The following is a 21905-nucleotide window of genomic DNA, read 5'->3' on the forward strand; positions in this document are numbered from 1 at the left end:
GAGAATACGACATGCCTATTCAAATGGTTCGCACAAATCCCATCGAGGGTCAGAAGCCTGGCACCAGTGGGCTGCGCAAAAAAACCGCTGTTTTTATGCGACCGCATTATCTTGAAAATTATGTTCAGTCGACGTTCGACGGGATCGGCGGAGTTGAGGGAAAAACACTCGTGGTCGGGGGTGACGGACGGTATTTCAATGACCGTGCTATTCAGGTGATCTTGCGAATGGCGGCGGCCAATGGTGCGGCCAAATGCATCGTTGGTCAGGGCGGTCTTTTGTCTACGCCCGCGACGTCCAATCTGATCCGGCAACGTGGAGCGGACGGCGGGTTGATCTTATCGGCTAGCCATAACCCTGGCGGGCCAGAGGCTGATTTTGGTCTTAAGTACAATGGCGAGAACGGCGGCCCTGCGACCGAGACAATGACAGACAAGATTTTTGCCATCACCAAAAAGCTTACGGATTATAAAATTGCAGCCGCATCTGACATAGATTTGGACGTGATCGGCACCTCGAAAATTGAAGGGATGGAGATCGAGATTGCCGATCCCGTCACGGATTATGCGACCCTAATGAAGAGCTTGTTCGACTTTGATAAAATTCGCGCGCTCTTTGCTGATGGTTTTACAGTGCGGTTTGACGCGATGCATGCGGTCACCGGCCCCTATGCGCACGCAATTCTTGAGGGAATGTTAGGGGCCGCAAAAGGGACTGTCGTAAATGGTGTGCCCAGCCCGGATTTTGGTGGCGGCCATCCTGATCCCAACCCGATCTGGGCCAAAGACCTGATGGACAAAATGCATGGGCCTGTCGCCCCAGATTTTGGCGCGGCTTCGGATGGCGACGGTGACCGCATCATGATCTTGGGGCGCGGGATCTATGTGACCCCATCTGACGGTCTGGCCGTACTCGCAGCCAAGGCGCATCTGGCGCCGGGATACAAAGGTGGACTGGCTGGCGTTGCGCGCTCCATGCCGACGTCGCGTGCTGTGGACCGTGTCGCTGACGTTTTGGGCATTTCGTGCTTTGAAACCCCCACCGGTTGGAAGTTCTTTGGCAACTTGCTCGATGCCGGGAAGGTGACGCTATGTGGTGAAGAAAGTGCCGGCGCGGGATCAGATCACGTGCGCGAGAAAGACGGGCTTTGGGCGCTCCTTTTATGGCTGAACATTTTAGCTGAGACGCAGCAATCCGTGGCAGAAATCATGGCTGACCTTTGGTCTACCTATGGCCGTTGTTACTATTCGCGCCATGACTATGAAAACGTCGATAGCGATAAGGCCAATGCGGTGATGGATGGGCTGCGCGCCAAATTGCCTTCGCTGATTGGAACGACTGTTTATGGCTTAACGGTCGAAGCGGCGGACGAGTTCGCTTACGACGATCCAGTTGATGGCTCGCGGTCTACTGGCCAAGGTCTGCGCATTGTGTTCAAGGCAGGCGCTCGTGCCGTTTTGCGCCTTTCTGGTACGGGTACCGAAGGGGCGACAATCCGCATCTATCTAGAGCAGCTGGAAAAGGACGCTGAAAAGCTCGACCTGCTGCCGCAAGATGCCTTGGCTGACGTATGCAAAGCAGCGATGCACCTGTCGGATTTAGTAACGCAAACAGGTAGGTCCAAACCCGACGTCATCACCTAAACACTAGATCATTCGTTGCACTTTAACAGATTGCACCTGCTGAAACGCTACTGTGCCTTTTCAATTTCACCGAAGACTGGCAAAACCTGCCAAGTCATTGGTTGCGCGAATTGGGCGTAGCGGATTTTCACGGTGCAATGTCAGATGGCGCATTGGATTTAAACGACGATACATTCACCTTGCCGCCCCTTGGGCGCGTCTGGTTGACCCAACCCGAGGCACATGAACGTTATGAACGCTATGAATGATCTGTCCGCAGAGGCGTTGCGTGCGCGCATTATGCAGCATCTGACCTTCACTCTGGGGAAGGATAAATCGCATGCCAGCATTTATGATTGGCGTATGGCCGTCAGTTATTCCGTTCGCGACCTGATCGTCGAGCCGTGGTTCGCCGCCACGCGCAAGACGTACGAGGCGCAAGGCAAACGAGTTTACTACTTGTCCATGGAATTTCTGATCGGCCGAATTCTTGAAGACGCGATGGTTAACCTGAACTTGCGCGACACGATGCATGAGGTTCTGGAGGCCGAAGGTATCGCTCTTGACGATGTGATCGAGGACGAACCCGATGCCGCTTTGGGCAATGGCGGCCTGGGCCGATTGGCGGCTTGTTTTCTTGAGAGCATGTCGACGCTCGCGTGCCCTGCATACGGCTATGGCATCCGTTACGAACACGGGCTGTTCAAGCAAACATTCGAGAGTGGGCGCCAAATTGAGCGTCCTGAGGATTGGCTGAACCAGCCGCACCCTTGGGAATTTGAACGCCCCGAAGCGCGCTATACGATCCCCTTCAAAGGGAGCGTTGGTTTGATTGATGGTAAACCGATTTGGAAACCCGGCGAATCCGTTTATGCACGGGCCTATGACATGCCTGTTGTCGGTTGGCAGGGAAAATGGGCGAACACGCTCCGCCTTTGGGGGGCGCATCCGACTGATTTGTTCGATCTGGATCGCTTTAATTCTGGGGATCATACAGCCGCTGCTGCACCCGAGGCATTGGCACGCACCCTAAGCAGGGTTTTGTATCCAGAGGATGCAACAGACAGCGGCAAAGAGTTGCGCCTAAAACAGGAGTTCTTCCTGACGTCTGCCGCGCTGCAAGACATTCTGCGCCGCTTTCTTTCTGAATACGATGATCTTGGGCTGTTGTCGCAAAAAGTTGCGATCCAGATGAACGACACGCATCCAGCGCTGGCGGGACCAGAGCTTATGCGGTTGTTGATGGACGAACACGGGCTGGAGTGGGATGAGGCAAAAACCCTCGCTCAGGGTTGTCTGAACTATACCAACCACACATTGCTGCCGGAGGCCTTGGAGGCATGGTCCACATGGCTCATGGGCCGTATCCTGCCCCGCCACATGCAGATCATTGAACGGATCGATGCAGAACACCAAAAGGCGACGGGATGCGGTCCAGAGCTGTGCGTCATCCACCACGACCGGGTCCATATGGGCACATTGGCTTTTGTCATGGCCTCGCATGTGAATGGGGTATCTGCGCTGCATTCGCAGTTGATGCGCGAAACGGTCTTTGCCGATCTGGATGCTGTGTATCCGGGTCGCATCATCAACCAGACCAACGGTGTTACACCGCGACGTTGGCTGCGCCTGTCGAACCCGGCGCTGTCGCGCCTGCTGACAGAAACGATTGGATCCGGATGGGAGAACGACCTCGACCGTTTATCAGAGCTTAGCAAGTACGAAGGCGACCGGAGCGTTCGTGACGCCTTCGGCGTGGCCAAGCGCCAGAACAAAATCGCCTTTGCCAATTGGGTGAAAGATCAACAGGGTATCACGCTAAACCCTGATGCAATGTTCGATGTTCAGGTCAAACGGATGCACGAATACAAGCGACAGCTGCTGAACGTGTTTGAAACCATCGCGCGCTGGTCTGCAATCCGCGCTGATCCCGGTGCAAGCTGGACGCCGCGCGTCAAGATTTTCGGAGGTAAAGCCGCGCCCGGGTATTTTGTCGCCAAGGAAATTATTCACCTCATCAACGATGTGGCGGATACAATTAACAATGATCCGGTGACGGGTGACCTTTTGAAGGTTGTTTATCCCGCCAACTATAATGTCTCGATGGCTCAGCGGCTGATCCCTGCGGCGGATTTGTCAGAGCAGATTTCCACGGCAGGGAAAGAAGCATCCGGCACGGGCAACATGAAGTTCACCATGAACGGTGCGCTGACCATTGGCACGCTTGACGGGGCCAATGTGGAAATCCGCGAACATGTGGGGGCCGATAACTTCTTTTTGTTTGGGATGACCGCCCAAGAAGTACAGGAGCGGTATTGTGTAGATGATCACGCGCGCCGCGCAATCCTTGCCAGCCAGCCTTTACAGGAAATTTTGCAGATGCTGGTCGAAGGGCGCTTTAGCCCCGCAGACACGGGACGCTACCTTGGGCTGGTGGATGCGACTTGGAAACACGATCCGTTTCTCGTCACGTCAGATTTCGACAGCTATCAGGCGGCTCAAGCGGACGTAGACCGTGCCTATGCGGATGCGGACCACTGGAACATGCTGGCACTCCGCAACATCGCGGGATCAGGGTTCTTTTCGTCTGACCGCACGATCAAGGGCTATATGGCAGACATCTGGGGAGCCAAAAGTTTGGCCTAAGGTTTTGGTTTTAGGCAAACTGGCTCAAAACTAACCAACCTTTGGGATTTGAGACTGAACAGATCCTTTACCCAAATGCGCTTATATAGTCGCGGATATGGATGCCGAACCGGCGTTGAAATGCGCGCCGCATGCGCTGTAAATCGCCAAAGCCGCTATCCTTAGCGACTTTTTTCAGAGGTAGGTTTTCTGACAACAGGCCTCTGGCGTGATCGACACGTATCCTTTCCACGAATTGGGCCGGTGTCTCGTGTAGGTCTCGTTTGAAATGCCGGGAAAGGGTGCGTGAGTTCATTCCCGCTGTTGTTGCTAATGCATCCAACGACCAATCTAAATGCGGCTGCGACACGACCTTTTCGATCAACTGCGTTAGGGTGTCGTCATCTGTAAATTGACCAGCCAAGTGGATGGCATATTGGCTTTGGCCTCCTGTGCGGCGCAGCTGGACAACCAGCTCGCGTGCGGCGGCCAGAGCAACTTCCGCACCACAATCGGACCTGATAATCGCCAATGCTAGGTCAATCCCTGTCGTCACACCGGCTGATGTAAAAATACGCGTATCTGATGTGCTGATCCGATCTAGATCCCAAAGGACTTTTTCGTATTTACGGGTGTCTGTCGAACGTGACCAATGTGTTGTCGCAGAGCGTCCGTCCAAAACACCTGCAGCCGCCAGAACGAGCGCTCCGGAGCAAATCGATATTAGGCGGCCAGTCCCCTCACGCGCGGCGCGGCGCTGGATGACATCGCGTACTGCCAAGTTCTGGATTAGGGCATCGACCCCATCGCCACCGGGGATCAAAAGATCGTCGCTATCAGATCGCTTTGAAAGTTGTTTGTCAGCAATCAACCGCAACCCGCAGGTCGCGCGTACGGGATTTCCATCGGGCGACACATAGCGCATCACATACTGCTTGCGACTTTCGACAAGCGCCGCTTCAAACGCCTGAACCGGGCCTGATACGTCTAGCATATTCACATCATCGAATAGCAAAACGTCAACTGTGCGTATCATAGAGGTTTGTCCAATTTTGATGCCATATTGACATATAAGACAAATCGGATCGCTGGTACATAGCCATAGCAAACGTCTTGCAATGGAACCCAATCATGCCTGTTTCGACTTTCGCCCGTAACGGTAACTTCTTGGGCCTGCTTGCCGCCAATACGGTTTTAGGTTCCGCGATGCCTATGCTGATTATTCTAGGCGGGCTCGCGGGCCTAATGCTTGCACCAACAGCAGCGCTTGCGACGATACCAGCCTCGGTTCAAACGCTCGCCGGATTGTTTGCCGCAGCCCCGTTTTCATTGTTGATGGGGCGACTTGGTCGGAAAGCTGGCTTTTTGATTGGCGGGGCCCTCGCACTCCTAGGGGCATTGATCGGCACATGGGCCATGATGTCAGACAGCTTTATCCTTTTGTGTGTGGCTCACCTTGCCCTCGGCGCGGCCTTGTCTTGTTTCCAATATTTCCGGTTTGCTGCAGCCGAAGTGGTGAGCCCAGAATGGCAGCCCGTAGCTATTTCCTTGATGCTCACATCTGGGTTGATTGCCGCGTTCGTGGGCCCACAAGTGTTCATTCTGGCCAAAGACGCGCTTAGCCCCATCCCCTTGGCAGGGGCTTATGCCGCGATTGGTGCCGTATCGCTGATCGGGCTTTCGCCCTTGGCATTCGTGCACATTCCTACACCCAAACCTTCGCCGCAACATCGCTCCGGTGGCAGGTTTGCGGCCCTCGCAGTTCTCAAACAACGTCCGGTTCGGACGGCAGTTGGCATCGGCGCAGTGTCGCAGGGGATCATGGTGTTTTTGATGGTACCTACCCCGCTCGCGATGATTGGATGCGGATTTTCAGAAGCGGCTGCGGGTGATGTGATCCGCTGGCATGTTGTGGCGATGTTTGCGCCCAGCTTTTTTACGGGCTTTCTAATCAAACGTTTCGGCACATGGCATATTTCGATGATTGGGTTGGCATTGCTGGTCATGGCGGCGATCTCTGCAGCCACGGGGCTGTCTTCGGCACATTTCTACGGAGCGCTCATTTTGCTTGGTGTCGGATGGAACTTTGGGTTCATCGGCGCGACAACAATGTTGGCAAATGTGGTATCTGCGGACGAGAAATCTGTCGTTCAGGGCGTCAATGACACCATCATCGCGTTGGTCTCGACAGTATGCGCATTTGCAGCGGGCACGATCATTGCAGGATTTGGTTGGGCACCTCTCGCCATCGTGGCTGCGGTCGTCCTTACAATTGCCCTTGGCTCAATGATGCTTGCGAAGCGTCAGAGTTCCTTTGAGGGTAGGTCAGAATTGTGAAACTACACATGGGTGCAAATCAAGCGGCGTTGCCAGCAGTGCTGTTGGGCGAAGACCTGTCCGAAGCCGTCGGTCGGCTAACTTGAGCCCAGATTGACCCTGGGAGGGTAAGCAATTGAACGTGGTAGTTTGCCCTACTTTCTTCGTTTGAATAGACACAAGAAAAATCTGTGGAGCGCATCCATTGGCACATAAGAACAAAGTCATGCGATCGATAAACTTGGATGGTGAATACACCTGTGTAGACGTTTTTCTGCGCCCTGATGGGACTTACGGGTTTGACGAATTTCGCCGGGATCCCGAGGACTCGAGCGGCTGGTATAGCATAGGCCACTTTGGTGATCAGGTTTTTGCAGATGCTGACGCGGCACTTACCAAAGCGACAGCTGCGGTTCACTGGCTTCCTGATCAGCTGAAGCAATGATCAAACAGCCTCCAACTGGCACTGAAATTCGTCACACCAGGCTGTGAATGATGGCTTTGGGAACGACAGGTACCAATGTCGGCCATTTTGACATTGGCAGCTTACAATTTCTAAGGCTGCGACCCTAGTCTGCTACCAAGCCAATATCCCCTGTATGTGACAGATAAACAAAGCCGTTCCCCAATAACGTAAGAGTCTGCCCGTCTAATTCGGCATGTGCCGCACGCGCGATTTTTGCGGACCCTGCTATCGTCAAAACCTGCGTATTTGGCGAAAGGTTGAACATGCACGTCAGCGTCTCTTCTGGCGCGGAACGGGTAAAGGCCAACAGGGGTTCGGGCAGTGAGATAAACGTGGTTTTACCATGGCTGAGGGCTGGGCTTGCTTTGCGCCACGTGATCATTGCTTTGTAGAACGCAAAAATACCATCCGGTCCTTGCTGGTCGACAGCGTGGGCCGCTTGTGGTGGCTTTACCGGCAACCAAGGCGTGCCCGTGCTGAACCCAGCATTCGGTGCGTCCTTTTCCCAAACCATCGGCGTACGGCAGCCATCACGGCCTTTCACAGCAGGCCAAAACCGGATCGCAGGTGGGTCAGTCAATTCTTCAAATGTCATTTCGGTTTCTAGTTGCCCAAGCTCTTCGCCTTGGTAGATCCCGATGGTGCCCTCAAACGCCATCAACATCGCGCAAGTCAACCGCGCCATCGCGTCGTTCGATACCGCATCCTCAGCCCAGCGGCTTACGTGACGCGGAACATCGTGGTTGCTGAAAGACCAGTAGGGATGGCCATCTGGCGCGCCGCGCTGAAACCCCTCGATGCAATTGCGAAAGTGCTCTGCGTTAAAATCAGGGCCCAGCATCGCAAAACTGTAAGCCATGTGCAGCCGCGCTGTGCCTTTAGTGTATTCGCCCATAATCTCAATCGATCGGTGACCCATCTCACCAACTTCGCCGACCATCATGATGTCAGGATACTGATCAGTCAGTGCGCGCAACCGTTCAAGAAACGCAAGGTTCTCTGGGCGTGTCTTGTTGTAGATATTGTTCTGCATACCGTAGAGGTCAGTCGCCATGACTTGTGGTTTTGCCTGCGCGGGCGGATTGGATCGCAGTTTTTGATCGTGGAAATAGTAGTTCACTGTATCGAGCCGAAAGCCGTCCAAGCCGCGGTCTAACCAAAATTTGCAGGTTTCTAAGATCGCATCAATCACACCCGGGTTGTGAAAGTTCAGGTCTGGTTGTGAGCCGAGAAAATTGTGCAAATAATACTGCCCGCGCTGGGGATCAAACTCCCATGCTGGGCCGCCAAAATGGCTGTGCCAGTTTGTTGGCGGGGACCCATCCGGCAGCGGATCAGCCCAAACATACCAATCAGCCTTGTCATTATCGCGACTTGTCCGGGATTGTTTGAACCACTCATGTTGCTCGGAAGTGTGCGACAGCACTTGGTCGACAATGACCTTGAGACCCTGTTCATGAGCGGCTGTGATCAGAGCGTCAAAATCACCCATGTCACCAAACAAAGGATCGACGGCAACATAGTCGGACACATCGTATCCCATGTCCGCTTGCGGAGAGGCAAAGATCGGGGACAGCCAAATGCAATCCACGCCTAGCTCTGCAATATGCGGCAAGCGACGCGTGATGCCCGATAGATCCCCAACGCCGTCGCCGTTATCGTCCTGATAGGAACGCGGGTAGACCTGATAGATTACAGCGCTGCGCCACCATTCGTGCATTTTAAAACTCCTGTTAGGGATCGACCCTAACAGTGATGAGGCTGGTGGAAAGGGTCGGCTTGGTTTGTAGAAACAAAAAACTGAATCCGATCGGATGTTGAGTCCAAAATGATCACGAGCGGCTCGCTGAGATTTGCAACGGGCCTGCCCTCCCAACTCAACGGCCTCCCGAAAATTCTGTAAATTTCGATCGGTATTTTGCGCTTTACTCCCAGCATGTCGTATGGCTGATTTACTCAAATCTTAGGAGTATATTCGCTATGGAAATTCAAGTTTGGCTGGCGTTTGTGGCGGCATCAATCGCTCTTCTTCTTATTCCCGGGCCGACTGTCTTGCTGGTGCTTAGTTATGCGATCAGCCAAGGAAAACGAGTTGCGCTCGCCACCGTCGCGGGGGTCGCATTGGGTGATCTCATTGCGATGTCGGCATCGCTGGCTGGGCTGGGCGCTTTGGTTCTCGCCTCTGCCACGCTGTTCACGGTATTGAAGTGGGTGGGTGCTGCCTACCTTGTTTTCCTCGGAGTGAAACTGTTTCGGAGCGCGCCGACAGCGACTCTAGGAGCGGTCGAAGACGTTGCACAAACCACAGCGGCAAATGTTTTCGGACATGCAACGGCAGTAACCGCCCTCAACCCCAAATCCATTGTGTTTTTCATTGCCTTTGTCCCGCAGTTTCTTGCAGTTGAGAGCCCGCTTTTGCCGCAGTTTTTCATCCTGATCGCAACGTTTGTTGGTCTCGCTGCACTCAATGCTTTGGCCTACGCGCTCTTGGCAGACAAGCTGCGCACAAAGATTTCGCGCCCTTCCGTGTTGGCTGGGTTCTCCCGTTTTGGCGGGCTGGCATTGATCGCGATGGGCGTGGCAACGGCGACGTTCAAACGGGCGTAGTTGGTCGGTCTACAGGCAAGTTAACGCAAGAGCAGCCCGGCCTGTTTTGCCTCGGTCATCAATGACCGGCTTACGGGTATCTCGTTTCCAGTACTGAGCATCAAGAACGCCCGTGCACCCTCGCGCCGGGCGGCGGATACTTGATCAAGGGCCACCCAATGCGACCGGTGGACCCGAATGCCCTTGGTTGGCTCAGCCTCTTTGATCGCATCTGTGAGGCGGATCAGGACCAGACTTTCTCCCTTGGTGGTCTGGATCAGTGTGTAATGATCTTCCGACGACAGCGCGACCAAATCACCGCGTTTGTCGAATGGAAGCCGGCCCAGCAAAGTTGGTGGTCTGATCTGGACGTCACCCGCATTGAAATCCATTTGCCCGGATACCGTTTGGAAGATCACCGTCACAATCAACGAAATCACAAAGAACTGCACCAAAAGTACTGACCATTCTGCAGCGGACGGCCAATAGCCGAAGCTGATGTAGTTTTGCAAGGTTATGAATGGGGCAATGCCGGCACCGGTAGCGACGCTGACCACCCCAATGCGAGCTAACTTTGGCAAAGCTGTACCAATCATGTTTGCCAGCCAAGTATTTATGACGAAACCGATAGAATAAGTTCCCGCTGCCATAACCAGCCAATAGATCAACCGCTCAACCAATGAGAGCCGTTCGTCAGTGCCAAATGGCCCCAATATCGCAAGCAATGCAGCGACCCCACACAGCACAATATACACCCCGGGAGCGCTGAACAGAGCGCGCCATTCACGAAGCGCGGATTGCAGATGTCTCTCATTCACGAAGCGAACCCAACCCTTTACGAAACCACCGTTGAAGCGCATGTGCGCCAATGCAAACGGTAGGGCACTCCACTCCTTTTACCAACCCTTTGGAGATGCCCAATGACCCTTGCCCCCTTCTTCGACGCACCCGTTTACATCCAACTGCACGCCGCCGCCGCTATGATAGCTTTGCTGCTTGGGCCCTTCGTGATCTTGCGAAATAGGCGCGACCGGCTCCACAAAACGGGTGGCTATATCTGGGTGCTTTCGATGATGGTCGTCGCGGTTTCATCCTTTTGGATTACAGAATTTGCGATGATTGGTCCGTTCAGTCCGATTCACGCCTTGTCTGTTTTTGCGCTTTGGTCGGTTTGGGAAGGGCTACGGCACGCTTTTGCAGGACGAGTTGATGCGCATCGCCAAGTGTTCCAGAATTTGTACTGGAGGGGTTTGGTCATAGCGGGGCTGTTCAACTTCTTGCCAGGGAGGGCATCGAATCGTGCTGTGTTTCCAGATTCGCCTGATGCTGGCCTTTGGGTGCTTGGTGTTGGATTGACGCTTATCATCGCCGATGGGCTGGTTCGGTTTCGAAGGCGTTCCAGCAGCATTGCCTGATTGTTTCGATGTAGAAGTCCGTCGACCCTTGGCTTCCATTCAAGGCTCTGGCGCTACAAAATCGTTGAATGGTCGTCACAGCGGCGTGGGCGGGCTAAAATACAATCAACGACTTAAGTAGTACTGAAGGATGCATTTGTATAAAATGCTAAACGACCGCCCGACTCAGCAGGCGGGCGTTTTGAGAACGAAAATTAGATAAATAGCCGCATTTTAAGTTAAAAGTGGTGAGCCCGTCCGGGTTCGAACCGGAGACCTACTGATTAAAAGAGAGTTGGCGTGGATACTCACCACCCGCAAGGCGTACGTAAATACCTTATAAATATGGACTATGCGGAAAAACTCTACGTGCCTTTACGCATTGCTGCGTATTTTGGTGTGTGATAGGTGTGTGATGGAAGGAGTTTCAACTATGAGCAATGTGGCATCACTTGCAGACAAGCGTGCCCAACAGGGAGTGAGCCGGGCCTCTGAGAAGATATCTGTTGAGGCGGCGGCGTTAACTGCGAACAAGATGAAGCTGACTGCCGAGCGCGTGCGTAAGCTGGAAGGAAGAGCCCAAGGTCGGCGCTGGGTCGCAGATACCGAAACCAAAGGTCTATACGTTGCGGTCGAAGCATCTGCCACCGCCGCCAAAAGCTATTACGTGCGCGGAAGGATAGGCAAAGGTCGTGCAGCCAAGCGGGTTGATATCCGGTTGGCTGCAGTGGGTGACCTCAAATTAAACGATGCCCGGGATGCAGCGGCACGGATAATGCAGCAGTTGCGGCATGGTGCTGACCCACGGCGACGGTCAGCGGATGAAACCCTTACGTTGGCTGGCCTCATTGCCGCATACGAAGAGAACCTTCAGCAGCGTGGTGTTGTGCGCTGGAAAGATACGATCGGCACGCTGAACCGTTGGCTTGATAAATTGAAGGTTCGCGATGCGAAGACCTTGGAACAACTGGACTACCTCAACGCCATTACCCATGCTGAAAGGACGGTCGGCATCCCAAGCGCAGATGCGCTGCGGCGCGCGATAACAGGGATGCTGAACTACGCGGCAGGGCCCGTGAAGCACCTGCCCTACTCCGTCATGGCGGGATATCGAAAACCCAAGGGCACGCGCGCAGAGAAGGTTGCGCGCTCAAAGGGGAAGCAACCCAACTTGCGCGATGCGGTCGAGTTTCGGGCGTTCTGGGCGGCTACCGAGAGCGCCCACACAGATATGTATAGGGACTTCCTGCGCGTGCTGTTGCTGACAGGCCAGCGCAGTATCGAACTGGCGAAGTTGGAGTGGTGTGACTTAGACCTTGAGAAAGGCATCTGGCACGCGCGCGCCGAGACGCGAAAGAACGGCGAACCGATGGACGTGCCCCTTGGCCCATTGAGCCTGTCCATCCTGAAGGCGCAGACCGTCGGCGGCGTAACGGATTTGGTATTTCCGAATAAAGTTGGCGGTGTGTTGGACAGCCAAACCAGCGGCGCGAGGTTGAAGCCGATCAAGGCGGCGATGGAGACAAGCTGCGGCCGAGGCGATGTGGCCCTGCATACGCTACGCCGTGCCTATCGAACACGACTGAGTGAAATGGAAGTGCCCACGGACATGGCAGAACTAATGGTGGGTCACAAACGCAGCGACCTTGAGGAACGCTATGACCATGATGACCGCTTTGGCCGGCGGGTAGAAATTCAAAACGCATATGAGGCGTGGGTAAAGGAGACTGTCAGTGCGGAAGGTTGAAGAAGATGCGAACGAGACGCTGAAGCGTTTGGGTTTTCGGGTGCAGATCTTGCTGGAAGACCTCCGAGAGTTGGACGGCGCGTCCGAGGCAGAGCAGGAAGCCTCGGCGCTCAATTATGCAATCGAGTTCCTGCGTGGTCTTACACCAGAGATCGCCACCGAAGAGCTGGATGCGCCTCTGCTCCGCTTGTTCAGTCGCACAATAGATGCGGAAAAAGGCGCTTCGATGAACGGTAACACTGGCAACCAAACATCATTTAGCGAAGAGTTCCCGCTGATGCAGGCGGTCGCGGCAGTCCTCGTGCTGAAAGAGGACCACGGGGAAACGCAAAAAGAGGCATGCGAAAAAGTCGCTAAGGTGTGTCCTGCGGGTGTAACATCCAGAAAGTTGAAGAATTGGTCGATGCTGTCACGACAGCTAACACCTGAACGCGAACGAAAACGTGAACTATCGGCGGCAGCACTCAGATATGACTGCAAAACCCCAACGGCAATTCTGGCAAGGATCGAAGTCGCGTTCACACGCATGAGCGCTCTTTAGCGGCGCGCGGTCCGTTGGAATAGCATGAGTACGTTCGATCATGGCACGCTCTATCCAAGCATTTCGGGCTGAGCGATTAACTCGACCGCAACGAGCAAACGGTTAAGCGGTACCGATATCACTTTGAAGACCTGGAGAACCAGTCGGGGCGGGTCAACAAGATGGCCTGTCTTGGCGACTAATTTCTCTCGCTCTCAACACGCTAGAGCGACCCTGGAATCGAAGTCTTCATGAATTAAAGTATCCTGAATAGTGATGGCCAACGCTGGACGCACGATTTATGAAAACATGCTCCGAAATTATGGATTGCCCGCCCAGCACAACACCAGCATTCAGGTAAGTGCCGACTCCAATCCGGCTGCTACGGGAAACGACAGCAGTTGGGTCGATCAGTCCAGGGTATTCCACATAACGGTTTTCCCTTGCGATCTGACTCAGTTTCCTTCGGTTCGATGGTACAAAGGCACAGGCTATAAAGCGCCCCGGGCGAATGCCGTTTTTGCATTCAGCGAGTGGCTTCAATTTTTCTCGGTTCAAAAGCCTGACTGTTGATCCGACAGATATGGCCGTAGTCAGTTTCAGGCCAGCGCGTTCTATTGTTTCCTGATAGTCAACGGCAAGTGGACTTTTAACGCCGAAAAGGATGATCTGTTTATCAGTGTTCACACAAAAACCTGTCATTGAGCGTTAAACTCTGCAAAGAGATGAATGAACAAGTCCGCCTGTGGCAACATAAAATTGCCAATTTTACGGAGTATGCCACTTACAGTTAGTTAGTTTTTGGCCGACAGGCCCGAATCTAGCGCCTTTGACGTTATGAGTTTTGATTTAGGAGATTTAGATATTTTTTGGTTCACAAAGGTCTTTCGGCTTCAGAGTGGATGCCTAATGGAAAGTCGCTTCGTTGAGGGCCACGTGATGTGGTTTGCTGATGAGGCTGTCGCAGCTGGGCGCGAGACTGAAGTCTCCACCAGTATTTCTGCATGAGCGGCTACGATTACACATCTTCAAAAACCGCAGCACTGCTCTACGATTCCCGGACTGGCATTGTCGAAACACCTGCCGGTCACGCCGTTGAGTTGTCACCGAATGAACAGGCGGTAATGTTCTGGCGCTCCAGCGGTCTTCCGATGTCCCGATTGCAGCAATTTACCGGACAAACCTTGGAGGATCTGAGCCAGATTGTGGATGGCCTGGCGCGCAAGCTGAGGTGTGGGGCGGATGACATACCTGCATTCCGGCTGGAGTTCAGGCACGGCAAAGGCCCCAGGCCTTCAGAGCCTTGGGCGAAACGGACGATGTCTTGCCTTGTTTGGGAGGCCCTGAACAACCGCCCGGCAGATGATCCGTTTATTGTTGACGCACGCGGTGACACGATCACCGCTGGCGAAGTGCTCGATGCCACCGCCCGCATCCGGTCAGCGCTGCGCAATGCCGGGGTTGGCAAGGGTGATATCATTGGGGCTGACAGCACACTCAGCCTTGAGACTTACCTGATCACTCTGGCGGCATGGATGCATGGTGCCCCTCTGATCCGTATGGACAGCAATGCCGCGCCGGGCGTTGTTCTGTCGCAGCTTGAGCGGACACCGGCGAAGATTGTTTTCTCCGCCCGCACAGAGGATCTGGCTTCTGCCAATGCTGTGTACCGACTGATAGCGCTTCCGGGTGACGACCCCGGGGCAGATGACGATGCATTTCTGACCTGGATCAGTGCGGCCCCAGCGCCATCGGCACAGGATCGCGCGCCCGCTGAGGTGGATCCGGCAGACCTGTGCCTGATATCGTCTACCAGCGGGTCGACCGGTACACCCAAATCAGTGCTCCTGTCGCATCAGGCGTTCTGGTTTGCCAATGACCGCTCTTCCCGGATGGGGAGCTTTTCCGATACCGATATCTTCAGCTCCGTGAGCGATTTTGTTGGGGGGTATTCAACCGCTCTTCTTACGGGCGTGCCTTTACTGAAGCGCGCGCGAGTAATGATCCCGCGACCGTCTTCGCGCGGATCTCCGCTTGACTACGCAATGGACTGCAGCGAATGCCGGGTAACCTGTGCGATGATTGGTCCGTCCGCACTGCGCTCTGTTATTGAAGGTGGCGAACGGTTTGCCACGCCTTTCCTGAACGGCCTCAGTAACCTGTGCTCAACGGCTGCACCGTTTGGTGAAACGCTTGTGCGCGATTTGCGCGCCCTTTCCCGAGTCGAAATTGCGGAGCATTTTGGTAGTCGCGAATACGGCGGCTCACTGTCGGCCCGAACGACTGATCTCGATGTGATCACGGCAGGCGGCGGCTTTGAGAATGAAGCACTTGTGCGCGTGGTTGACGACAACGGTGATATCTGCGGGATCGACCAGATTGGCCACCTGTTGGTGGTCTCCCTGGGCCTGATGGACGGGTATGTCATGCCCGAAGGCCCGTCGCCCCATTCACTGCATGATAACCCACAGCGCCTATCTGCGCATGAGATGTGGTATAGAACCGGTGATCTTGCCTCTTATACTGCCACTGGCAAAGTAAAGATTGCAGGGCGTAGTTCGGACCTGATGAAGGCGCCGGATGGACAGATCGTGATGCCCATCGAGATCGAGAATATCCTGCACGCAGATGACCGTGTTCTGGAAGCCAGTGTATTCTCTGTGAAAGATGAAAAGGGTCTCGAGTGTATCGCCGGTGCAATTATTCCCGGCAAAGGACAGGACCAGACAGGCCTTGAGTTCAGGCTGCGTCAGCGCGTACAGGAGGTTCTGGGGCACCTCAAAACACCGCGGATTCTATTGATTATGGATACTTTCCCCCGTGCGGCACAAAATAAGCCCGATAAAAACAGACTGAAGTCTTTGTGCGAAGAGAAGTTAAACCCGGTTTCACATGAAAACGCAGCCGCGACGATGGACGAGCGAAACTCATCTGTGTAGGATTTTTAGTTATGAACCAGTTTAATATGGGCGGACAGATTTCTCCCACAGCATACCCAAATGGATGGATTGAGGACAGCCTCACCGCTGCTGACACCAAGAAACCTTTCATGGTGGTTGATGGTGTCGCGTTCAGTTACGGCCAGTTTGATAAGCGCGTCAAAAAACTTTCGCGTGTTCTGTTTGAGACCTGCGATCCGGACCGCGGAATGGGCATTATCACACGTTCCGCAACTGAAATGGCGTGCCTGTTTGTTGCTGCGCTGCGCGTTGGTGTTCCAGTAATAAATATCAACCCCGAGCTTACACCTTCCGAACGTGCACATGCACTGCGGGCAAGCAATGTCGCGCATGTCTTTATTGACCGTGACATTGATGACGATCACCCTTTGCCGGAAAACGTGACCAGAATTGTCGTTGACGCCGCCAAGCCGGACAAAACCAGTTTTGTCGGCAAACTGCTTGGGAGCGGCCGTAAGTCTGCGCCCAAATCGGATTACGAAGCCCATATTGATGCCGCCGAACCGCTGGAAATGGCGATCCCTGTCGATCCGGATCGCACAGCTATGATGTTGATGACATCCGGCACTACAAGCAATCCAAAGGTTGTCGAACTAAGCCACAAAAACATCAAAGCGCAGCTCGATGCATTCCGTGAGGTTTATCAGTTTACGGCTGAAACACGCCTGCTTAACCCGCTGCCACTACATTTTACGGACGGCATTCTGCACGGACCCCTGCATGTGTTGTTTGTCGGCGCCACCCTTTACCGGCCATCTGTTTTAGAGTTCGACAAGCTGGAGAGCATGCTGCTATCTGTATACCGGGACCGTATCACACACTTCTTCGTTGTGCCGACCTTGCTCAATCTGATCCTCAGCTTACCCGAGTCGTTTGATGACGCTTTTGATACACCGGATTTTCGGATGCTTCGCTCGAGCGGAGACCGGCTTGGTTTGCCAGTCTGGAAAAACTTCGAAGATCGCTTTTCGGTAAGAGTGTGCAACGCCTATGGTCTTTCCGAAACCGTCTGTGAGGCGTCGTACTGCGGACCGCAGGACGGCACCTATCGTCTGGGTACGGCCGGCAAGCCGGTCGGTTGCGAAATAAGAGTGATGACTTCACAAGGAGAGGAAGTTGCCCTTGGGGACGAAGGTGAACTATGGATACGAGGTGACATCGTCGCAAAAGGCTACCGCAATAATCCGGATGCAACGAGTAATGCGTTCTCGGATGGTTGGTTCCGCACGGGAGATCTGGCAAGGCTGGACCAGGATGGTTTTGTCTCCATCACCGGAAGGGAAAGCGGCATAATCATCTCCGGAGGGATCAACATCAATCCTGCGGATGTCTCAGATGTCATCATGAAATTGCCCTGGGTGACGGATGCTGCAGTCTTCGGTATTGACGATCCGACATTCGGCGAAAAAGTTGTCGCCGCTGTCGCGCTCGACACTGAACATGATGATAAGGCTAGGGCCAGAGAAGAGATTGTCGGGTTTTGCAGAGACAATCTTGCGCGTCATAAAGTGCCGCGCACCGTTCTGCTTCTGAACGAGATTCCTCGCACTCTGTCTGGCAAGGCGATTGTCAGAAAACTGCGAGATATTGCCCGGGCGCCTGAGATGACAGGCGAGGGCCGGTCGAACGAGGTTGCAAAAGACGTTATTAGAATTGCGTCCAAAGTTTTCAATTGTGAGCCAAAAGACCTGACCTTGAATTCTACCGCGAAATCAGCCGTCGGCTGGGACAGCTTTGCGCATGTTCAGCTAATTCTTGAGGCTGAGCGCGCATATGGCGTGACGATCCCGCCTCGTGCGTTTCTGAATATCAGGTCGCTGAAAGAGCTCGCGCAGATACTGGAAGAACAAAATGGCACGTCGTAGCATTAAATCTGAAAGCCGTACGTTTCTGACCAAACACCAAGAACCTGCACCCGCTCTGGCGTGGTTCCTTGTTTTTGGCATCTTGGCATCCATCACAGCGTTAACGCTGACCTACTTCCTCATCGTATAAGACAGAATGCAGTCATGGCGTTTGTTACTCTGAGCTGGATTTTATGGTTGTGGGGAACAGTCCTTGTTTACTGGCTGTCGCCAGGGCCTGTGCGGCTGCTTGTGCTAGCCTTGGTCTCGCTCGTATTTCTGCTTGTCTACGACCCCCTTTCAGCAGCGCTGCTGTGCATATTCGCATTGATGTGCCACATTGCAGGGAACAGAGAGAGTGTGCCAACCGCAGCCTTGGCAGCGGTCGTGTCCAGTATGGTAGCGATACTGATATTTTTCAAAATTGGTGTCGTGAACCGGGATCTTGCACTGCTGCAGACTGTGCTGATACCATTGGGCCTTAGTTTCTACACGTTCCGATGCGTTCACTTCATGATGGAGCGTTACACAGGACGTGTTCCGATCTGTTCACTGCGAGAGCTCATTTCCTATCTGTTCTTCTTGCCAACGCTGGTTGTCGGACCGATCCACCGGATAGATGACTATCTGAAAGACATGGCCAGGCAACGTTTTGATCCCCGCATGTTGTCGGAAGGTGCCGAACGGATCGTCTACGGCTACGTGAAGCTGGCTGTGATAAGCAATTTTCTGGTGGAGCGTCTCTTTGGAGAATGGATCCTGGAGCATCCCGACCAGGACGGTGCGCTGGTGGCATATCTTCTGATCGTAAAAAACGGCCTGAACGTGTATCTTCAGTTTTCCGGCTATTCCGACATCGCGATCGGATTTGCGCGTATGCTAGGGTTTCGCGTACTGGAGAACTTTAACTGGCCCTATCTTCAACCAAACATCAGCAGCTTCTGGCGCAGCTGGCACATATCATTATCGAGATGGTGCCGTGAGTACATCTATGAAACCGTGGTCAGCATTACGCGAAACCCAGCACTTGGTGCTATTTCAACGATGTTGGTCATTGGTATGTGGCACGAGATCTCTACGCGCTACATCATTTGGGGTATTTATCATGGCCTTGGTCTGGTCATCTGGCAGTACTGGCAGGGGATCAAAGCGAGGTGGATGCCGACGGTGCCACAACCCTTAGTCGGGTTTGTGTATGCACTCTCTGTATTGCTGACGGTCCATTTCGTCTGGTTTGGTTTTGTGATTATTTACTCGGGTGGCTTGCGGGAAACTCTCGTTATTTTTGACAAAGTATTTCTGTGGTGGTTGTGATGTATGGATATTTCAAACACTGGTTCGGGCCCGTCTTGGGAACATGGCTTTTTGGTTTCTGGATGGCAGTTCTTATCTGCCTCATTCTGCTATGTGCTTTTGAAGCGCCTGCAAATTTCCGGTATCTGAACCTATGATTTCAGCATTTATGACATCAGAACGTTCGCGCGAACTGGCATTTGTCGGGTTTCTGGCTTTGGTGCCGGTTCTTCTTTTGCTGCTGGTTGAGGTCGCGATCAGGCTCGGTGTTGACGATGGGCTGTTGCGGGACACGGAAGGCGATCACTGGGATTTCTGGCTTGAGGTCGGCGTGGCTGAACCGGCGATAACGACCTTTCGGATGCGGCCGGACACCGTTTACGGACATGTATCAATCAATTCGATTGGCTTCCGAGGGCCTGAACTGCAAAATCCGAAACCTCCGGGTCGCGTGCGCGTTGCCGTTTTGGGAACAAGCACCGTTTTGGGGCTGGCTTTAGAGCAGGATCAGACGCTTCCTGCCCTGATCGTAGAACGGCTGTCAGACCAGAACCGGACTTGCACGTTCGACTATGTGTCCGTCTCCGGGCCAAGATATCAGCAGACAGATCTTGCCTGGTTGCTCGAAAATGTTCTTGCTGACGCCGCAATCGATCATGTGATTATCCTTGATCCCGGCCCCAATTTCCGGGAAAGGAAGCAGAATGCAGCAATTGACCTCGATCAAGAGGCGAATCCTGCGCTAGAAACGCAGGATAGATCGCACAGCGATCCTGACGAAGTGCTTGAACTGGTAAAAAAATTTCGCATCTACTGGAAATACTGGGTTCCGCGGAACCGGCTGGAACCAGATAGATCAGACCGGTTCCGCAATGCGATGTCGGACCAGGAGATCGCATCGATCATAGAAGCCGAACGCGTTGCTTTGGACAAGATCGTTCGGTTTTCGCAGGACGCTGATATTCACCATTTCCATTTCCACGGGTTAGCCAGGGGCGATGAGCATGAAGCTGATCAAAGGTGGAAAAGCGAAACTATAGAGACTTACTCTGGTGACGGATTCACAGTTTTCCCGGACGTGCTTAAGGCTGTGCGACCCACCCGAAACTATTTTTACAGTCGCGCGCATTACAACCCAAAAGGGGCGGATCTGGCTGCAGCCCTGATCACGAATCGAATTCTCGATGCGTTTCCAGAACCGGGTTCAATCTGCGAATAGGCTGGTTTCAAGTGGAAGCGATGGGTGCTTGAGTGTGCTTTTGACGAATTTCTGGACCGAGACAACTCTGGTGAGCACTGCCGGAAGAAACTGGCTTGAGGCGGGGAGGGCGACTGCCTGCCACTACAGGATGACCAAACGCTTTCCATTTCACTATTTCACAACCAGCCCGGAATAATCCGCCTGACGGTAAGGCTGTACATCAGATTCTCGCTCTCACATCGGAATGTCGTAAGCATCAACGCTGCATCTGATCAAGCGACGTTTTTTGCTTCGATCTCAGCTTTCTGTTCCTCGACGATGGCCTGATACTGCCATGGCATCAACTCGCCAATACGATTGACGGGGTAGTCTTGGATGCGTTCCAGGACCCAAGCAAGCCAAGCTTCTGGATTTACGCGGTTGAGCTTGCATGTCTCGATCAGGGTATAGGCTATGGCGGCGGACTCCCCACGCGTGCGCGTACTGGTCAATCTGTTCGGCAATAACACCCCATGACCACCTGCAAGCAACTGACCTGATGATGCTAGAGGCTCGCGATATGCGGGTTGCAGCGCGGATCCGCCGTCCTGGCTATGCGCAGAGGAACCCCCATCAGTTCACGATACGGTCAGCGGTCGCATCTGGACGTCAGACCGAGCTGTCTAAGATTGTGAACGGCAATGGCGATTGGATGTTCTACGGGCATTCCAACGCAGCCCAGACCGGCCTTGATGCGTGGTGGCTGATCGACTTGCGCGCGTTTCGTGCAGGGTTGTTCCCTATTAGGTCTAGTGCACAACAGATTGTCATGGAGGATCAGGCGAATGCGATGGGACAAGGTTCCAGTGGTTTGATGTGAGGTCGTTTCCAGCCGAGCCGCCCCTGGTGGTGGCTAGTTCGGAGGGCTCTTGAGACATTACCACGGCCATGCGGCATAAGCCTATGTGGATGATGAAACGACTGCGCCGCGAAGGGCATGCGAGCATAGCTTCATCTTTCCAACCACCAGACTGCTTTCTGACTACAGCATGAGAATCGAGGCTGCGGACCCAGAGGGGGTTTTGTCAGGTATTGTTATATTGTCAGGTGAGGAAAGACTGGGGCCTTTAGTACCGCTGCACCGACCGAAACCAACGGCCCTGTCCCCCATATGTCCCCCAGAGGTGCCACTAAAGCTATGGCGAATCGCTACCACAGCTTAAATAGCTGTATTTTAAGTTAAAACTGGTGAGCCCGTCCGGGTTCGAACCGGAGACCTACTGATTAAAAGTCAGTTGCTCTACCAACTGAGCTACAGGCCCACTAGGCGGTCTACTTAGAAAGGTGCCGCA

The 21905-nt window shown here is 53.8% G+C and carries 19 protein-coding genes, 2 tRNA genes and 1 pseudogene; 15 read left to right on the forward strand and 7 right to left on the reverse strand.

Annotation, left to right across the window (positions count from 1 at the left end; genetic code table 11):
• Positions 1–11: 11 nt before the first annotated feature.
• Genes C1J03_RS22340 through C1J03_RS22345 form a run of 3 tightly spaced genes read left to right on the forward strand, consistent with a single transcriptional unit; the run spans position 12 to position 4268 of the window.
• The gene (locus C1J03_RS22340; protein ID WP_114888587.1) at positions 12–1643 is read left to right on the forward strand and encodes an alpha-D-glucose phosphate-specific phosphoglucomutase; all 1632 of its coding nucleotides are present in this window, start codon (positions 12–14) and stop codon (positions 1641–1643) included.
• A gap of 29 nt (positions 1644–1672) precedes the next feature.
• Positions 1673–1891, forward strand: coding sequence for a hypothetical protein (locus C1J03_RS26215; protein ID WP_441351146.1), 219 nt, complete (start codon positions 1673–1675; stop codon positions 1889–1891).
• Complete coding sequence (locus C1J03_RS22345) at positions 1875–4268, forward strand: glycogen/starch/alpha-glucan phosphorylase (protein ID WP_114888588.1); 2394 nt, start codon at positions 1875–1877, stop codon at positions 4266–4268. Before C1J03_RS26215 ends, C1J03_RS22345 begins: the two co-directional genes overlap by 17 nt.
• Before the next feature lie 67 nt (positions 4269–4335).
• On the opposite strand, the gene C1J03_RS22350 is transcribed toward C1J03_RS22345, so the two are convergent.
• Positions 4336–5283, reverse strand: coding sequence for a GlxA family transcriptional regulator (locus C1J03_RS22350; protein WP_114888589.1), 948 nt, complete (start codon positions 5281–5283; stop codon positions 4336–4338).
• Positions 5284–5378: 95 nt separating this feature from the next.
• On the opposite strand from C1J03_RS22350, the gene C1J03_RS22355 reads away from it, so the two are divergent.
• Positions 5379–6584, forward strand: coding sequence for an MFS transporter (locus tag C1J03_RS22355; protein ID WP_114888590.1), 1206 nt, complete (start codon positions 5379–5381; stop codon positions 6582–6584).
• A 205-nt stretch (positions 6585–6789) separates the two neighbouring features.
• A complete protein-coding gene (locus tag C1J03_RS22360) occupies positions 6790–7008 on the forward strand; it encodes a hypothetical protein (protein ID WP_254694133.1) in 219 nt (72 codons plus the stop codon).
• Between the two features lie 124 nt (positions 7009–7132).
• Here the strand turns inward: C1J03_RS22360 and C1J03_RS22365 are convergent, their stop codons facing one another.
• Entirely contained in the window at positions 7133–8749 is a 1617-nt protein-coding gene (locus C1J03_RS22365; RefSeq protein ID WP_114888592.1) for an alpha-glucosidase, read from the reverse strand.
• Between the two features lie 260 nt (positions 8750–9009).
• On the opposite strand from C1J03_RS22365, the gene C1J03_RS22370 reads away from it, so the two are divergent.
• Positions 9010–9636: a LysE family translocator gene (locus C1J03_RS22370; RefSeq protein ID WP_114888593.1), complete on the forward strand. Its 627-nt coding sequence runs from the start codon at positions 9010–9012 to the stop codon at positions 9634–9636.
• A gap of 20 nt (positions 9637–9656) precedes the next feature.
• Here the strand turns inward: C1J03_RS22370 and C1J03_RS22375 are convergent, their stop codons facing one another.
• Positions 9657–10433: a LytTR family DNA-binding domain-containing protein gene (locus tag C1J03_RS22375; RefSeq protein ID WP_162798635.1), complete on the reverse strand. Its 777-nt coding sequence runs from the start codon at positions 10431–10433 to the stop codon at positions 9657–9659.
• 102 nt (positions 10434–10535) lie between these two features.
• On the opposite strand from C1J03_RS22375, the gene C1J03_RS22380 reads away from it, so the two are divergent.
• Positions 10536–11030 carry a DUF2306 domain-containing protein gene (locus C1J03_RS22380; protein ID WP_114888595.1) on the forward strand — a complete coding sequence of 165 codons (495 nt, stop codon included), beginning with the start codon at positions 10536–10538 and terminating at the stop codon, positions 11028–11030.
• A gap of 225 nt (positions 11031–11255) precedes the next feature.
• Here the strand turns inward: C1J03_RS22380 and C1J03_RS25500 are convergent.
• Positions 11256–11326 (reverse strand) — tRNA-Lys (locus C1J03_RS25500).
• A 116-nt stretch (positions 11327–11442) separates the two neighbouring features.
• On the opposite strand from C1J03_RS25500, the gene C1J03_RS22385 reads away from it, so the two are divergent.
• Both C1J03_RS22385 and C1J03_RS22390 read left to right on the forward strand, forming a co-directional pair.
• Positions 11443–12756 (forward strand): tyrosine-type recombinase/integrase, encoded by a 1314-nt coding sequence (locus C1J03_RS22385; RefSeq protein ID WP_162798636.1) that lies wholly within the window; start codon positions 11443–11445, stop codon positions 12754–12756.
• On the forward strand, positions 12743–13297 hold the full coding sequence (locus C1J03_RS22390; RefSeq protein ID WP_114888597.1) for a hypothetical protein: 555 nt from the start codon (positions 12743–12745) through the stop codon (positions 13295–13297). The genes C1J03_RS22385 and C1J03_RS22390 overlap by 14 nt, the downstream gene beginning before the upstream one ends.
• A 228-nt stretch (positions 13298–13525) precedes the next feature.
• On the opposite strand, the gene C1J03_RS22395 is transcribed toward C1J03_RS22390, so the two are convergent.
• Positions 13526–13963 (reverse strand): hypothetical protein, encoded by a 438-nt coding sequence (locus tag C1J03_RS22395; protein ID WP_162798637.1) that lies wholly within the window; start codon positions 13961–13963, stop codon positions 13526–13528.
• Between the two features lie 317 nt (positions 13964–14280).
• Here C1J03_RS22395 and C1J03_RS22400 point away from each other — a divergent pair, with 317 nt between their 5' ends.
• The 5 genes from C1J03_RS22400 (at position 14281) to C1J03_RS22415 (ending at position 20592) form a co-directional block, all read left to right on the forward strand.
• Entirely contained in the window at positions 14281–16215 is a 1935-nt protein-coding gene (locus C1J03_RS22400; RefSeq protein ID WP_114888599.1) for a class I adenylate-forming enzyme family protein, read from the forward strand.
• A gap of 110 nt (positions 16216–16325) precedes the next feature.
• Positions 16326–18101 (forward strand): AMP-binding protein, encoded by a 1776-nt coding sequence (locus C1J03_RS22405; protein ID WP_254694292.1) that lies wholly within the window; start codon positions 16326–16328, stop codon positions 18099–18101.
• Positions 18088–18231, forward strand: coding sequence for a hypothetical protein (locus C1J03_RS25505; protein WP_162798638.1), 144 nt, complete (start codon positions 18088–18090; stop codon positions 18229–18231). Before C1J03_RS22405 ends, C1J03_RS25505 begins: the two co-directional genes overlap by 14 nt.
• Positions 18232–18245: 14 nt before the next feature.
• Complete coding sequence (locus C1J03_RS22410) at positions 18246–19394, forward strand: MBOAT family O-acyltransferase (RefSeq protein WP_114888601.1); 1149 nt, start codon at positions 18246–18248, stop codon at positions 19392–19394.
• 148 nt (positions 19395–19542) lie between these two features.
• Positions 19543–20592: a hypothetical protein gene (locus tag C1J03_RS22415; protein WP_162798639.1), complete on the forward strand. Its 1050-nt coding sequence runs from the start codon at positions 19543–19545 to the stop codon at positions 20590–20592.
• Between the two features lie 254 nt (positions 20593–20846).
• On the opposite strand, the pseudogene C1J03_RS22420 reads toward C1J03_RS22415, so the two are convergent.
• A pseudogene (locus tag C1J03_RS22420) lies at positions 20847–21044 on the reverse strand (transposase domain-containing protein); the annotation flags it as partial.
• Positions 21045–21112: 68 nt separating this feature from the next.
• On the opposite strand from C1J03_RS22420, the gene C1J03_RS22425 reads away from it, so the two are divergent.
• Complete coding sequence (locus C1J03_RS22425; protein WP_114888603.1) at positions 21113–21433, forward strand: hypothetical protein; 321 nt, start codon at positions 21113–21115, stop codon at positions 21431–21433.
• A gap of 366 nt (positions 21434–21799) precedes the next feature.
• Here C1J03_RS22425 and C1J03_RS22430 read toward each other — a convergent pair.
• A tRNA-Lys gene (locus C1J03_RS22430) sits at positions 21800–21875 on the reverse strand.
• Positions 21876–21905 lie beyond the last annotated feature (30 nt).

Source organism: Sulfitobacter sp. SK012 (assembly GCF_003352085.1).
Classification (GTDB): domain Bacteria; phylum Pseudomonadota; class Alphaproteobacteria; order Rhodobacterales; family Rhodobacteraceae; genus Sulfitobacter.